Annotated in this window: 11 protein-coding genes; 7 read left to right on the top strand and 4 right to left on the bottom strand. The window is 39.7% G+C overall.

Going from position 1 to position 15592, the window contains the following annotated elements; genetic code table 11:
• The first annotated feature begins 136 nt into the window (after positions 1 to 136).
• A complete protein-coding gene (locus AVFI_RS01485; RefSeq protein ID WP_155691092.1) occupies positions 137 to 823 on the top strand; it encodes a DUF481 domain-containing protein in 687 nt (228 codons plus the stop codon).
• Between the two features lie 11 nt (positions 824 to 834).
• Here AVFI_RS01485 and AVFI_RS01480 read toward each other — a convergent pair whose 3' ends face one another.
• The 3 genes from AVFI_RS01480 to AVFI_RS01470 are packed head-to-tail and all read right to left on the bottom strand — an operon-like array spanning position 835 to position 5886.
• The gene (locus AVFI_RS01480; protein ID WP_188863552.1) at positions 835 to 3939 is read right to left on the bottom strand and encodes an efflux RND transporter permease subunit; all 3105 of its coding nucleotides are present in this window, start codon (positions 3937 to 3939) and stop codon (positions 835 to 837) included.
• On the bottom strand, positions 3936 to 5255 hold the full coding sequence (locus AVFI_RS01475) for an efflux RND transporter periplasmic adaptor subunit (RefSeq protein WP_069582061.1): 1320 nt from the start codon (positions 5253 to 5255) through the stop codon (positions 3936 to 3938). Before AVFI_RS01475 ends, AVFI_RS01480 begins: the two co-directional genes overlap by 4 nt.
• Complete coding sequence (locus AVFI_RS01470; RefSeq protein ID WP_054775581.1) at positions 5242 to 5886, bottom strand: TetR/AcrR family transcriptional regulator; 645 nt, start codon at positions 5884 to 5886, stop codon at positions 5242 to 5244. The genes AVFI_RS01475 and AVFI_RS01470 overlap by 14 nt, the downstream gene beginning before the upstream one ends.
• Before the next feature lie 483 nt (positions 5887 to 6369).
• Here AVFI_RS01470 and leuA point away from each other — a divergent pair, with 483 nt between their 5' ends.
• The 5 genes from leuA to AVFI_RS01445 all read left to right on the top strand — a co-directional run bounded on the left by leuA (position 6370) and on the right by AVFI_RS01445 (position 12042).
• Positions 6370 to 7917 carry a 2-isopropylmalate synthase gene (gene leuA, locus AVFI_RS01465; RefSeq protein ID WP_065596505.1) on the top strand — a complete coding sequence of 516 codons (1548 nt, stop codon included), beginning with the start codon at positions 6370 to 6372 and terminating at the stop codon, positions 7915 to 7917.
• A gap of 81 nt (positions 7918 to 7998) precedes the next feature.
• On the top strand, positions 7999 to 9090 hold the full coding sequence (leuB, locus tag AVFI_RS01460; RefSeq protein WP_054775580.1) for a 3-isopropylmalate dehydrogenase: 1092 nt from the start codon (positions 7999 to 8001) through the stop codon (positions 9088 to 9090).
• Between the two features lie 15 nt (positions 9091 to 9105).
• Positions 9106 to 10521 (top strand): 3-isopropylmalate dehydratase large subunit, encoded by a 1416-nt coding sequence (gene leuC, locus AVFI_RS01455; RefSeq protein WP_155662565.1) that lies wholly within the window; start codon positions 9106 to 9108, stop codon positions 10519 to 10521.
• A 12-nt stretch (positions 10522 to 10533) separates the two neighbouring features.
• The gene (gene leuD / locus AVFI_RS01450; protein WP_065597959.1) at positions 10534 to 11136 is read left to right on the top strand and encodes a 3-isopropylmalate dehydratase small subunit; all 603 of its coding nucleotides are present in this window, start codon (positions 10534 to 10536) and stop codon (positions 11134 to 11136) included.
• Between the two features lie 126 nt (positions 11137 to 11262).
• Positions 11263 to 12042: a DUF547 domain-containing protein gene (locus AVFI_RS01445; RefSeq protein ID WP_012532658.1), complete on the top strand. Its 780-nt coding sequence runs from the start codon at positions 11263 to 11265 to the stop codon at positions 12040 to 12042.
• Positions 12043 to 12108: 66 nt separating this feature from the next.
• Here AVFI_RS01445 and djlA read toward each other — a convergent pair whose 3' ends face one another.
• The gene (gene djlA, locus AVFI_RS01440; RefSeq protein ID WP_005417332.1) at positions 12109 to 12960 is read right to left on the bottom strand and encodes a co-chaperone DjlA; all 852 of its coding nucleotides are present in this window, start codon (positions 12958 to 12960) and stop codon (positions 12109 to 12111) included.
• Between the two features lie 206 nt (positions 12961 to 13166).
• Here djlA and lptD point away from each other — a divergent pair, with 206 nt between their 5' ends.
• Positions 13167 to 15527 (top strand): LPS assembly protein LptD, encoded by a 2361-nt coding sequence (lptD, locus tag AVFI_RS01435; protein ID WP_069582064.1) that lies wholly within the window; start codon positions 13167 to 13169, stop codon positions 15525 to 15527.
• Positions 15528 to 15592 lie beyond the last annotated feature (65 nt).

Genomic DNA, 15592 nt, shown 5'->3' with positions numbered 1-15592 from the left:
TTTAACTCACGAATGTAATAATATACTTATACTCGTCTACGATTTTATCTCTCAGGATTCATGTGTGTTAAAAAAAGGTTTACTTACAGGGCTTATCGCAATCAGTGCATCTGTTCATGCAAGTGAGACTGAAGATATGGACACATCGCCCCCTTCTCCATGGGAAAGCCAAGTGGAATTTGGCTACCAGTCAAACAGTGGAAATAGTGATTCTCAAGCACTCAACAGCCGTTTTGAGGGCAGCTACACATCTGGACAGCACCGTCATACTGGTGAAATAAAATATTACCTATCAGAAAAGGATGGCGAAGCAGATAAAGATCAGCTCAGTATTAATTTACAGAGTGACTATAAAATCAGCCCTGATTATTATCTCTATGCCAACTTTAAAGGGTTAAATACCAAATATAGCGCATACTTTAATGACTATACCTTTTCGGGTGGTTTGGGTTACCAAGTCAGTAATACAGAAAAGTTATTATTAGAAGTGGAATTTGGTCCAGGTTTTCGTTACCAAAATCCGAACCTTGATGAAATTGATGATGATGATCTAATCCTACCAGAGACGGTTCAAGAACCTATTATCCGAACTAATGTTAATATGTCTTGGAACGCGCTTGATAACCTAACATTAGCAGGAGAAGTTACCGTAACAGCAGGTCACAGTAACACTCGTGTAGATTCAGAAGTCAGTGTGACAAACAACATCACAGAAGAAATCGCCCTAAAGATTGCGCAATCACAACAGTATTTAGATCGCGTGCCTCCAGGGCTAAGTAAAACTGATTCCGTATTCTCAATTAACTTACTGTTTTCATTTTAGAATCAGTCGGTTTAATGAAGTTCTTCGTGTTTCTTCACTAAACCAAAGTCAGCTAAAATGGCATAAGCCGCTGGTATCATAAACAACACCAGTAAGGTTGAAGTAAAGATACCAAATACGATTGAAACCACTAAAGGCTGAATAACTTGAGCTTGTAAACTGGTCTCTAATAATAATGGCAACAGCCCAGCAGCCGTCGTAATTGAGGTTAAGAATACCGCCCTAAAACGCTCACGACTTGCTTTAATGACTGACTCATAAACAGAATCTCCATCATCAACATGATGTCGTATATATTGCACCAGTAAAATGGAATCATTAACAACGATACCCGCTAAAGAAACAAAACCCATAATACTTGGCATACTCAATGGGTGGCCTAATAAAACATGTCCCCATAACACGCCAATTAGCGCTAATGGTATCGCTAGCATCACCACAAACGGTTCTAAGTAACTTCTAAATTGGAAGCTGAGAATAACAAATACCCCAAACAACCCAAGCATAAATCCTGTACCTATAGATTGCCCCGTTTCGGCTGAATCTTTCGCTTCCCCTTCAAAATCAAAACGCAGTCCTGGGTATTTCTTTTTCAATTCAGGAGCGAGATCTTTTTTAAATTGATTCAGTATTTCTGTTGAACTGACTTGTGATGCATGAACATCACCAAAAACACTTAAGGTTCTTAACCCATTAATTCGCTGTATTCGCACATAATTTCTTTGAAAATCTAATGTTGCGATAGAGGCTAGAGGTATTTGGTCTCCCGTAGGCAAAATGATTGGGAAGTTCTCTAAAGTATGTAAATCACCTGCTTGTTGTTTATTTAAACGCACTTCAATCTCAATGTTCTCAACACCTAATTGAATTTCATCTGCAGTTTGTCCAAAATAAGCCGCACGTAATTGATTAGCAATCAATTGACCCGTCACACCATACGCTTCAGCTCCAGGGCGAAGTTTTACTAATACTTCTTCTTTTCCCATTCGCATGTCATCAAGCACACCATAAACGCCAGCAAAGTCATTCAAATAGGCTTGAACCTCTAACGATGCTGACTTCAATGTGTGTAAATCATCATCCATCATACGAATTTCAATTGCTCGTCCACCCGGCCCCATGGTTGGCTGCTTAAAAACCATCGCTATCGGCTCAGCCAAATCTCCCACTTCCTCACGCCATGCATCAATAAAATCATCAATTAAGGTATTTCTTTTTTCCGCACTCAATAAATCTAAGCGTATTGTGGCTAAATGAGGACCAGATTCATTGGCGTCAGCATTAGTATTAAATTGCTCGGTAATATGCTCAACTAATGGCGTACCACCTTCCTTTTCTTCACTCCATTGTTTATTCAATTTATTCGCTGCATTAACAATCTTATCTACGACTAATTCAGTTTGAGATAATGAAGACCCAGGGGGCAAAATAATACGCGCTTCGGCAATATCACCATCGAGCTCAGGAAAACCAACAAACTTTAATGCGCCGCCAGATATCAAAGAAAAAGAAACCAATAAACTCGCAATAACCGCACCTAAAAACGCATAACGCCATTCCACTACTTTCGTTACCGCATTCACTAAGGTGGTATTTCTAAAGTGCTCAAAACGATCCAATACTTTCTTTTTAAACCCAGTAATCGGTTTATCGTTTTTTGCCCTGTGTAATGAGTGACTAAGGTGGTTAGGTAAAATTAAAAACGCTTCGATTAAGCTCAATGACAAAACTAAAATCAGAACCTGTGGAATAACCTTGAGTACCGCCCCCATCTCTCCTTGTAAAAACATCAAGCTACCAAAAATACAGACCGTCGTTAAAAAAGAAGATAAAACACCGGGAAAGACTTTTTTAACCCCGTTATACACCGCATCATCAATCTCTTGTCCTCTATCTAGATGAGAAGCGATGGATTCTGCAATTACAATCGCATCATCCATCATGATCCCGATGGCCATTAATAAGGCAACAAGAGACATGATATTAATAGAAAGCCCTAAGCTTGCCATTAAGAACAGCCCACCTAAAAAAGCCACGGGCAAACCAGCAGCAACCCAGAAAGAATAGCGGAAAGTAAAAAACAGCCACATGGTTAAGAAAACCAGAATGATCCCCTGCCATCCGTTTTTCACCATCATGGTCAAACGATCCCAAAGCAGTGATGAGAGATCATTCGTCATCTCTAACGTCACACCATCGGGTGCGACTGATTGCTGATATTCAACAAATGCAGAAACACGATCTTTGATTCGCAGAGCATCGTCAGCTTTATTTTTACTGATCTTAAGTACCGCTGATGGCTTACCATCAAACAATACTTTCTGTTCATCAAGTTCAAAACGATCCGTGATAGTGGCAATGTCTCCTAAGCGAAGTAATGCGCCATTCTCTGATGCCCCTATTACCGTTTTTGCTAATTCCTCAGGTGTGGTTTTTCTCTCATCAAAACGAATTAAAAAGTTCTTTTCTGGCGTTTCTATATTACCACTGGGTAATTTAATGTTTTGTTGTGCTAATTGATAGGCAATATCACTGACATTTAATCCCAATTGACGAATGGCACTTTCATCCAACTCCACTCGATATTGATGATCAGAAAAACCACTCACTTCAACGAGTGATACATCGTAATCAAGTTTTAAGCTTTGTTTTAATTTCTCTGCGTATGCTTTTAATTCTGGCCATGTGGTATCTGCGGTAATCGCCACATCCACCACAGGTTCGTTCCAATCAAGTTCTTGAACAACTGGCGATTCAATCTCTTTTGGAAAGTCATTAATTGAGTCAATTTGAGTTTGTACATCCACCAACATTCGTCCGATATCGGCTTTTTCATTCAACTTAATAATCAGTCGAACTGAACCTTCTATCGCTTCACATTTGGTTTCTTCAATATTACCTAAACCATCAACCGCATCTTCCATACGAATACAAATGCTCTCTTCCACCTCTTGCGGAGAAGCTCCTGGGTACACAACGCCAGCTAAAATATAAGGGGGACTAAATTCAGGAAATGTCTCTCGTTTTAATTGAGATAAAGAAACCAAACCAAGCAGCAATAAAGTGAGCATTAATAAGTTAGCTGCGGTTGGATGGCGAGCAAAGAACTTGATCATTGAGCAGGCTCCTCATCATTATTTGATTTGGCCAAGCGCAATTGCATGCCATTAATCGCAGGCAGCAGATCATTTAAGATCAAACGATCATGACTCTTAATATCTCCGGCAACGACAACTTGGTTATTGCGTCGATAAACAATCTCAATCGGAAGGATAATTAATTTGTTATCTTGCCCTAATAAATAGATCTTATCGCCATGCAACGCACTTTCAGGGATCACCCATTGTTCTGACGCATCACCCTCGATCCTTGCCTTCACAAACATCCCATTCACTAATGGTGGCAATGAGTTAGGTTGCAAAGCTCGGTAGTTTTGATCTATTTCTAAAATGACACCAACCGTTGCTTGATTTGGATCGACAGTTTCACTAATACGAGCGACTTTCGCTTCCCATTTAGCATCAAAGCGACCACTGCTTAATTCCACATTCGCCGTTAATGGTAATGAATCAATATTTGGCATACCTTGTTCACTTACCTCAAAGGCTTTCACACTTTGAGCTAATGTCTGCATGTCATGAATAGATATTTGCGCTTCCATCTCCATGGTTTTAATTCCATGCGCAATAAACATGGTTTGCTGTAGATTAACCACTTGATCCGCTTCAATATCCACCTCAGAAATTCGCACATCTGTTGGTAGTATAATCGAGGTTTTTTCTAAAGAGCGTTGCGCTTCTTCTAATTTAGCTTGGTTAACCTTAACCATTGCCGCCGCCACTTTTCTTTCATCCGGCAATAATAAGATTTGATTTTGAATATCTTGAACCACTTTCTGCTGTGCTAAATAAGATTGATTCTGCTGGTCTAAATCCGATTGAGACGTTAATCCTTTCTTTTGCAAATTTATTTTACGGCTTAACTCTTTCTTACTGATAGAAAGTCGGTTTTTTTCTATTTTTAATGTATTTCGAATGTTTTTTTCTTCTAAATCCACTTTTGCCAATTGAGTTTGGCTCGATCCTAAATCTGCTTCTGCTTGAGCGAGTTTCAACTCATAATCCAATGGATCTATTCTCAGTACTTCAGTACCGGCTAATAAGATATTTCCTTTATGTAATTCAGGATGGCGATACACCACTTTGCCTGATACTTCCGCAATGGCTTTCCATTCAAACTTCGGTCTTATTTTTCCATAACCAATGGCTTGAGGTGCGATTGATTGAGACTCTAATACTTGGATATTGACGACTTTTGAACGGTCTTCAAGTGGCTTAGTTTCAGCGTCTGGACGTAATTTTGTGATGGTAATAAGAACAATCACACCAACTGCAACAACAGGAAAAAAGAGGTATTTCTTATTTATTTTCATTATCTGTATCTCTTTTATTTTTTAATAATCCTTCGCCTAATAAACGAATATTATGTTCTAGTAATTCCATCAAAAACGTTTCATTCAACTCAATATTATGAAGCTCTAACATTTTTTTAGGGGCAAGAAATGGAAAAATCATTAAACTCATTAACGAAAGACGAGCTTTAATTGGATCAACTCCATTTTTAAATAACGCCTTACTTTTTTGGGAATCGAATAATTTGTTTTGCATTGGCTGCAATATCCCAATAATGATTTGCTGAAGTGCCGCTTGCTGTTCACTCTCAGCATCCATAATGCGCAGGATTAATTTAGGGAAGGCTGGAACTTTAATCATGGCCTTATAATACGCTCGCATAAACTCAACCAGATCTTGTTCTGTATCATCTTTTAATAATCGTTGAAATTGCTGCGTAACAGGAGCAATAGTCTCCTTAAACATCGCCTCAAAAAGTCCTTCTTTGTTACCAAAGTAGTAACGGATCATGGCAATATTTACATTAGCATTAGTGGCTATGAGCCTCGTCGATACTTTGTTATAGGGCATGGAAACAAAAAGCTCTCTCGCATGAAAAATGAGTTTTTCTCGAACTTCTGATTCACCTTTAGGCCTTCCTGACTGCTTCATTACCAATAACACCTTATTTACAGTTGACGACTTTAAAGACAGTTAATCACTTGATTAATTATAGATAACTTCCCCCTTTGTTCTAACAAATTAATTCACTCACATTTAATCATTTGATTAATTAAATTCAAAAAGAATCAAAAAGCGAGCAATACGCACAAATAAACACCAAGGCAATCGTTTTTCTTCTTATTTTGTAACATTTAAGCAAAAAAACATTAATAACCACTGAAAATGGGATTTAGGGGTTGACGATACTTACTGAGTACGATATTAATTTGTTAATTATTTTTATGGATTGTATTTCAAATGAAAACAGTATCTTCTTTTGCTCTAAACCTCCTCCTGATCGTGAATATCTCACGCGGGTAGGTTATGGACCAAAAGAAACCATAAACCAAATTTTAAAACCCGCTAACCATGGCGGGTTTTTTTATGGATATCCGTCATCAAGGCAAATGACAAACACAAGGAAGCAGGCTCATGAGCGATCAAGTCATTATCTTCGACACCACCCTACGTGATGGCGAACAAGCACTATCAGCAAGTCTAACGGTTAAAGAAAAATTGCAGATTGCTTATGCGCTTGAGCGTTTAGGAGTCGATGTCATTGAAGCCGGTTTTCCGGTGTCATCTCCGGGTGATTTTGAATCCGTAAGAACCATTGCCCAGCATATTAAAAACAGTCGAATTTGTGGTCTTTCTCGTGCTGTTGCAAAAGACATTGATGCCGCAGCTGAGGCGCTAAAAGTCGCTGAAGCGTTCCGAATTCACACCTTCATTTCAACCTCTACCGTTCATGTTCAAGATAAATTACGTCGTAGCTACGATGATGTGGTTGAAATGGGCGTAAAAGCGGTAAAACATGCACGTAAATATACGGATGATGTTGAGTTTTCTTGTGAAGATGCAGGCCGTACTCCTATCGATAATCTATGCCGCATGGTTGAAGCCGCTATTGATGCAGGTGCAAATACCATCAACATTCCTGACACTGTTGGCTATACCGTTCCAGGAGAATTTGGTGGCATTGTTCAAACCCTATTTAACCGTGTTCCTAATATAGATAAAGCCATCATTTCTGTGCACTGTCATGATGATTTGGGTATGTCGGTTGCCAACTCCATTGCAGCTGTTCAGGCAGGCGCTCGACAAGTTGAAGGGACTATTAACGGTATTGGTGAACGTGCTGGTAACTGCTCTCTAGAAGAGATCGCCATGATCCTAAAAACACGTTCTGAATATCTAGGCGTACACACCAACCTTAAACACGATGAAATTCACCGCACCAGTAAACTAGTGAGTCAGCTTTGTAATATGCCGATTCAAAGCAATAAGGCTATCGTAGGCGCAAACGCTTTTAGCCATTCATCAGGTATTCACCAAGATGGCATGCTAAAGAATAAAAACACTTATGAAATCATGACGCCAGAGTCGATTGGCCTAAAAAACCAAGCGCTAAATCTAACCAGTCGTTCAGGTCGTGCAGCAGTAAAAAGCCATATGGATGAAATGGGTTATAAAGAAGACGAATACAACCTAGACACCCTTTATGCTGATTTCGTAAAGCTGGCGGATCGTAAAGGACAAGTATTTGATTACGATTTAGAAGCACTAATGCATTTTGCTAACCTACGCGATGAAGATGACTTCTATAAGTTGAACTATCTAAGTGTGCAATCAGGCAGCGTCATGGCAACCACGAGTATCAAATTACTTTGTGGTGACGAAGAGAAATGTGAAGCCGCTGTCGGTAATGGTCCTGTAGACGCACTTTATCAATGTATCTACAAACTAACAGGCTACGACATCGTGCTAGATAAGTTTGATTTAACCGCTAAAGGCGAAGGTGAAGATGGCTTAGGCCAAGCAGACATTATTGCCAATTACAAAGGTCGTAAATATCACGGTACAGGTTTAGCGACCGATATTATCGAAGCATCAGGACAGGCACTACTTCACGTAATCAATAGTATTCACCGTGCTGATCAAATTGCTGAAATTAAACAGAAAAAAGTAGAAACCGTTTAGAGCCTAAAAATGATAAATAAGCGGAGATAAACCTTTCTCTGCTTTTATTTGCCAAACTATATTGAAGATTAAAGGATTAACATGACAAACAAAACATACAAAATTGCGGTTCTACCAGGTGATGGCATTGGTCCTGAAGTGATGGAGCAAGCACATAAAGTTCTGGATGCTATCGAGAAAAAACACGCAATTTCATTTTCACGTGAGCAACATGATGTTGGCGGTATTGCCATTGATAACCACGGTTGCCCACTTCCTGAAAGCACAGTGAAAGGCTGTGAAAAATCTGATGCGGTATTATTTGGTTCTGTTGGTGGCCCAAAATGGGAACACCTTCCACCAAATGACCAACCAGAGCGAGGTGCTCTACTGCCTCTTCGTAAGCACTTCCAACTGTTCTGTAATCTTCGTCCTGCACAGATCCACAAAGGATTAGAAAACTTCTCTCCTCTACGTGCTGATATTTCTGAACGTGGTTTTGATATCGTCGTTGTTCGTGAACTGACGGGTGGTATCTACTTTGGTCAACCAAAAGGCCGTGAAGGTGAAGGTCCTCAAGAGAAAGCGTACGATACTGAAATTTATCATCGTTATGAGATTGAACGCATTGCAAAAATTGCTTTTGAATCTGCTCGTCTACGTAATAAAAACGTTTACTCTATTGATAAAGCTAACGTTCTACAAAGCTCTATTTTATGGCGTGAAGTAGTAGAAGAAGTGGCCAAAGGCTACCCTGATGTAACCCTAAATCATATGTACATTGATAACGCGACCATGCAGCTAATCAAAGATCCATCTCAGTTTGACGTGATGCTATGTTCAAACATCTTTGGTGACATCATCTCTGATGAGTGTGCAATGATCACAGGTTCAATGGGCATGCTTCCTTCTGCTAGTTTAAATGAGAGCAACTTTGGTTTGTATGAACCTGCAGGTGGTTCAGCGCCTGATATCGCAGGTAAAAATATTGCTAACCCTGTTGCTCAGATCTTATCTGCAGCACTCATGCTACGTTATAGCCTAGGTGAAGAAGAAGCAGCACAAAGTATTGAAGCTGCCGTATCTAAAGCGCTATCAGCCGGTGAACTAACGGCAGATCTAGCCGGTGATAAACCAGCACTAACTACATCAGCAATGGGCGATAAAATCGCTGAGTACATTTTGAATTCGTAATTCAAGGAAGAAGCAATGTCTAACGCAAAAACATTATACGAAAAAATTTACGATGCCCATGTTGCCGTTGCAGCTGAAGGCGAAAACCCTATTTTATACATCGACCGCCATTTGGTTCACGAAGTAACGTCACCACAAGCGTTCGATGGTCTACGTGAAAAAGGACGTAAAGTTCGTCAAGTAGGCAAAACCTTTGCAACGATGGATCACAACGTTTCAACACAAACCAAAGACATTAATGCCTCTGGTGAAATGGCACGAATCCAAATGGAAACGCTGTCTAAAAACTGTGAAGAATTTGGTGTTACCCTTTACGATCTAAATCATAAATACCAAGGTATTGTGCACGTAATGGGACCAGAACTTGGTATTACTTTACCGGGTATGACGATTGTTTGTGGTGACTCACACACCGCAACTCACGGTGCATTTGGTTCACTAGCATTCGGTATCGGTACTTCAGAAGTTGAGCACGTACTAGCAACACAAACGCTAAAACAAGCACGTGCGAAAACCATGAAAATCGATGTTAAAGGTAAAGTCGCTGAAGGCATCACGGCAAAAGATATCGTGCTAGCAATCATTGGTAAAACAACGGCTGCTGGTGGTACGGGCTACGTAGTTGAGTTCTGTGGCGAAGCAATTACTGACCTTACTATGGAAGGTCGTATGACAGTGTGTAACATGGCCATTGAGCTAGGTGCTAAAGCGGGTCTAATCGCACCAGACCAAACGACATTTGATTACATTGCGGGTCGTAAATTCTCACCACAAGGTTCAGATTTAGACGCCGCTATCGAATACTGGTCATCATTAAAAACCGATAATGATGCTGAGTTTGATGCAGTCGTTACACTTGATGCCTCTGAAATTAAACCGCAAGTAACTTGGGGAACCAACCCAGGCCAAGTAATCGCAGTAGATGCACCAATCCCAGCACCAGAAAGCTTTGCCGACCCTGTAGAAAAAGCGTCTGCAGAAAAAGCCTTAGCGTATATGGGTCTTGAAGCGGGTAAATCTCTGTCTGATTACAACGTTGATAAAGTTTTTGTTGGCTCTTGTACTAACTCTCGAATTGAAGACATGCGTGCTGCGGCAGCCATTGCTAAAGGACGTAAAGTTGCCTCTCATGTACAAGCTCTAATTGTTCCAGGCTCTGAGCAAGTAAAAGCACAAGCGGAAAAAGAAGGTCTAGATGTGATCTTTAAAGAAGCAGGCTTTGAATGGCGTCTGCCGGGTTGCTCTATGTGTCTTGCAATGAACAACGACCGCCTAGGTCCACATGAACGTTGTGCATCAACATCGAACCGTAACTTTGAAGGTCGTCAAGGCCGTGATGGTCGCACTCACCTAGTGAGCCCTGCGATGGCAGCTGCCGCAGCGATTGCTGGTCACTTTGTTGATATTCGCACCATTACAGAACAAGCATAAAAGGAATCTACTATGTCAGGTTTTAAGCAACATACAGGTCTAGTCGTTCCTTTAGATACGGCGAACATTGATACTGATGCCATCATACCAAAGCAATTTCTACAAAAAGTAAATCGCATTGGTTTTGGTAAACATCTATTTCACGATTGGCGTTTTCTTGATGATGCCGGTGAGCAACCCAATCCAGAATTTGTCATGAACGCACCTCGCTATCAAGGTGCTACCGTTCTACTTGCCCGTGAAAACTTTGGTTGTGGTTCTTCTCGTGAACACGCACCTTGGGCGTTGGCTGATTACGGCATCCAAGTGATGATTGCACCAAGCTTTGCTGATATTTTTTATGGCAACTCAATCAACAACCAAATGGTTCCAGTTCGCCTGACCGAATCTGAAGTGGATGAGATATTTCAATTCGTAGAAAGCAACGAAGGCGCCGAAGTTACTGTGGATTTAGAAGTAATGTTAGTGACCGCTAACAATAAACAGTATTCTTTTGAAATTGATGAGTTTCGTCGCCATTGTCTGTTAAATGGTTTAGACAATATCGGACTGACCCTGCAACACGCCGATAAAATTTCGGAATATGAAGCGAAGATCCCGAGTTTCTTAAAATAGGATTCAGGATTCGTATTCAGGAAATGTTAGAGGTTGATATGAACGTATCAACCTCTTTTTTGTCTATAGAATAGTGTCATCTATAATCACATATAACTAAACCAAAACAAAAGTCAGGAACCCTTTATGAAAACCTTTATATCCTCGTTACTTTTGCTTTTCTCATTCAATACGTTCGCTGCACCAAAATCTGAATTATGGAGCTACTGGAACGTAAGTAATGAAAAAAACGCCACCACAATATCTCACCAATACTGGCAGCAAACATTAGATAAATACCTTATTACTAAAGGGGAATTCACGCTTTTTGACTATGCTCACGTCACAGATGCGGATGAACGAACGCTCAATAGTTATTTACGTCAAATGAGCCGTATAGACCCAAGAGAGTATAAAAAATCAGAACAATATGCTTATTGGGTTAACCTTTACAATGCTCTTACGGTAAAACTTATCCTAATGGATTACCCAATTGAATCTATTACCAAGCTGGGGGGATTATTCAGCTTTGGCCCTTGGGATGAAGAGATTATTACGGTTGCAGGAAAAGCACTCACTCTTAATGATATTGAGCATCGAATTTTAAGACCGATTTGGAATGATCCTAGAACTCACTATGCTGTAAATTGCGCAAGTTTAGGCTGTCCTAATTTACAACCTAAAGCCTTTACTGCCAGAAACAGCGATAAATTATTAGATAAAGCGGCAAGCGAATTCATTAACAGTGATAAAGGGGTTTTAATTAAAGAAGAGAATGTCCAACTCTCTTCTATTTATGATTGGTTTGTTGTTGATTTTGGTAATCAACAGCAGCTATTTGAGCACCTAAAAAAATATCGCCCAGAATTAAAACCATTCAAAGGCGATATTCGTTATGACTATAACTGGAAATTAAATCAACAATAAACCTGATTTCAAATAAGTATACTTCCTATGGGCATAATACATGCCCATATGACTTCTTTGATGACTCTATTTAATGCCCTTTTCTTTCTTTATTAAATCATAAGCCGCTTGGATTTCTTGTGCTTTCTCTTTGGCCATATTCATCATTTCTGGCGGTAAACCTTTTGCTACCAACTTATCAGGGTGATGCTCATTCATTAATTTACGGTGAGCACGCTTAATTGTTTTAGGATCTGCATCTTCACTAATACCAAGTAAATTATATGCATCCTTTAACTGACTAGCAGAACTTGCTTGTTGCCATTGCCCTTGTTGATGTGAGCCACCACTTTGGTGCCCAGAGAATCCACCACCTTGTTGGAAACGAAATGCAGCTTCTTGCATTCTCAAACGTTTTTCAAGTTGTTCTGCACTAAATCCAAGCTCTTCAGCCACGATATGTAGTACATCACGCTCACTAGGATGAATATCACCATCAGCAATCGCCGCTGCAATTTGTAATTCTAAAAAGAACTGCAATAAATCGTAACGGCCACCTGTAATTGAGCGGATATTTCTTAATGTTTCACGTAGTGGAAAATCACTTTCTTTACCTTCACGAAAGGCTTCTTGTGCTTCTCGTTTTTGTTCATCAGAAAGGTTCATTCGATCCATCATCATTGATGCTAATTGGATCTCTTCACGTGTTACTTGACCTTTTGCTTTTGCAACATGCCCCATCACAGCATACGCCGCATGGAAGAACTCAGCTTGTCTCTGAGTTTGAGATGCACCGCCAGTTTGGAAAGTAAATCCACTATTAGCCATACGCTTGGCTTTATCAAACTGATGGCCAATAAAGATCCCTAATGCAGCCCCAAAAAAGCCGCCAAATAGGAAACCAAAAAAACCGCCTAATATTTTGCCGAATATTTGCATTTTATATTCCAATTAATGAATTTTTCTATTTTTACTCTGTCACACCATGAGCAAATGGAGCCTTACACTTTACAATGATTAATCAATGATCGCGACATCTTAAGGTGGTTTGGGCATAGCTTTTGCTTTATTATAAAGAAGTGACTCTGTCTAGTATCTTTGAGTATATCAGCGGATTAATATAACAAACAGGAACGTCTAACTCGATGTCTTTTACTTCTCGTAGCCTACTTGCCTCATTTACTGGATGCCTTCTTTACGGCACTCCTGCCATTGCTGATAATGGTAGTGAACCTGTATCTCCAGAAAATGGCATTGTTTTTCCTCTGCAAACTGATGCAGTTAACTCTTGTGAAGTCCCTGATAAAAAATCAAAAGAGGAAGAAGATCAACAACCTGTATTAATTCAAGCAGACAGTGTTGAAGCGAGCAACAATTCAAAAGCCGTTTATAAAGGTAATGTTCATATAATTAAAGGCCGACAAGAAATTAAAGCCGATAGCATTACTTTGCATCAACAAGAAAACATCGCGATTGCTGAAGGTAATGTTGATTACTCAAGCATGGAGATGCGAACCACTTCAGATAAAGTAACCACTAACTTATCGACTGAAGATACAACCATGGTAAATACGGCGTATAAAATGTCGTGTCAGCCAATTCGTGGGCAAGCTGGACGCGTATTAAAGACAGGTCAAGAAATTTACGAATTAGAAGACGCCTCTTTTACAACCTGTCCTGCTGATGATAATAGCTGGCGTTTTAAAGCAAGCGCTATTGAGTTAGACCAATCAGATGAATGGGCAACATTCTATAATGCTCGTTTTGAAGTACTTGATGTACCTATTTTCTATTTACCTTACGTAACTGTACCGGTTGGCGATACTCGTAAAACCGGTGTATTGATCCCTAGCATTGGTCTTGATAGTAAAAATGGTTTTGAACTTTCGGTTCCTATTTACTGGAATATTGCACCAAATTACGATGCAACCACGACCATTAACTATATGGAAAGACGTGGTACTCAACTAGAAGCTGAATTCCGATACTTAACTGAGTTAGGTAAAGGTACTGTTGATGTTGAATACTTAAATGAAGATGCCAAATTCAAAGACAAAGGTTCTCGTTGGGGTGTTAGCTGGGATCATTCTGGTATTTATCAACAACACTGGAAATTTGATGTTGAGTATTCAAAAGTAAGTGATATTGATTACTTCCAAGATCTTAACTCAAATATTGGTACTCGTGACGAAGGTCAACTACAACAATCTGGTGAAGTTTCTTATCGTAGCCAAGATTGGGATATGACCATGCGTGTACGTGATTTCCAAGTACTAGTTGATGATAGCTTCCCGTATCGCTTAATGCCGCAGGTTGAGTTTAACTATTATGCACCACAGTTTTATAAAGAACTCGACTTTACGCTGCACAGCCATGTCAGTAAATTTACAACTGATGACCCAAGTAAACCATCAGCAACACGTGTTCATATGGAACCAAAACTGAGTTTACCTTTAAGCTCAACTTGGTGGTCGCTCACGCCTGAAGCTAGCTTACTTTACACTTATTACTCACAAGAGTTTGATGATAAGTATGCTGCTTTATCTGATCTAGAAGAACAAACAGAAAGAACCATTCCTGAGGTTCGTATTAACGGGGCCATTTACCTCGATAGTACTCATAAGTTCTTAGGTGAGTACTTACAAACCTTAGAACCAAAAGTACAATATCTTTATGTTCCAGAAGTAGATCAAAGTGCCATCTATGGTGGCCGTGGCGAAGGTGGTTATGACAGCAGTAAATTGCAGTTGGATTACTATGGCTTATTTAGAGATCGTCAATACAGTGGTGTCGATTATATTGCTGCAGCAAACCAATTTAGTATTGGTGCAACCTCTCGCTTCTATGATGATTCATATAAAGAGCGAATGAATGTTTCATTTGGACAAATTCTATATTTGAACGGTTCAGGAACTATTAACGATACTAACGATAATAAGAACTCATCTGCATGGGCAATGGAGAGTGATTTTAACTATGATGATTACCTTTTTTATCATGGTGGTATTCAATACGACTCAAATGTAAGTGAACTTCAAGTAGCCAACAGCACGCTTGAATATCGTTTTTCAAAGGGTTATATCCAAGCAAACTATCGTTATGTAAGTAAAAACTACATCGAAAGTAATGTTAGCTTTGAAGATGACCTGAGTCTCATTACGCAGCACGGTATCTATCAAGCCGGTCTTTTAAGCGAATATAATCTAGGGAAAAACTGGGCTCTTAAAGGGCAATATTTCCACGATACAAAAGAAGATCAAATGATTGAAGCGTTAGTAGGCGTAACTTATCTAAGCGATTGTTGGTCATTCGGATTAACTTACAGCGATCAATTAATCGCTCCAAGTAATGATCCTGCGTTACCTATTGGTTCTTATGAGCCAAAATACGAAAGTAACTTAATGCTTTCTATTGCTATTCGTGGCTTAGGTAACAATACGGGAATTACATCCGGCTCTGCAAATAACGCCTTAGACTACGGTCGCCCGTTCTATCTAAATAATTAATTATATGGAAATACATGAAGAGCCAACACTCTAAGGCTCTTCATTCTCCTTACTCTTGGATGACA

Source organism: Aliivibrio fischeri ATCC 7744 = JCM 18803 = DSM 507 (assembly GCF_023983475.1).
GTDB classification, from domain to species: Bacteria; Pseudomonadota; Gammaproteobacteria; order Enterobacterales; family Vibrionaceae; genus Aliivibrio; species Aliivibrio fischeri.
Note: the sequence above shows the minus strand (reverse complement) of the source record. Positions and strands in the feature narration are given on the sequence as shown.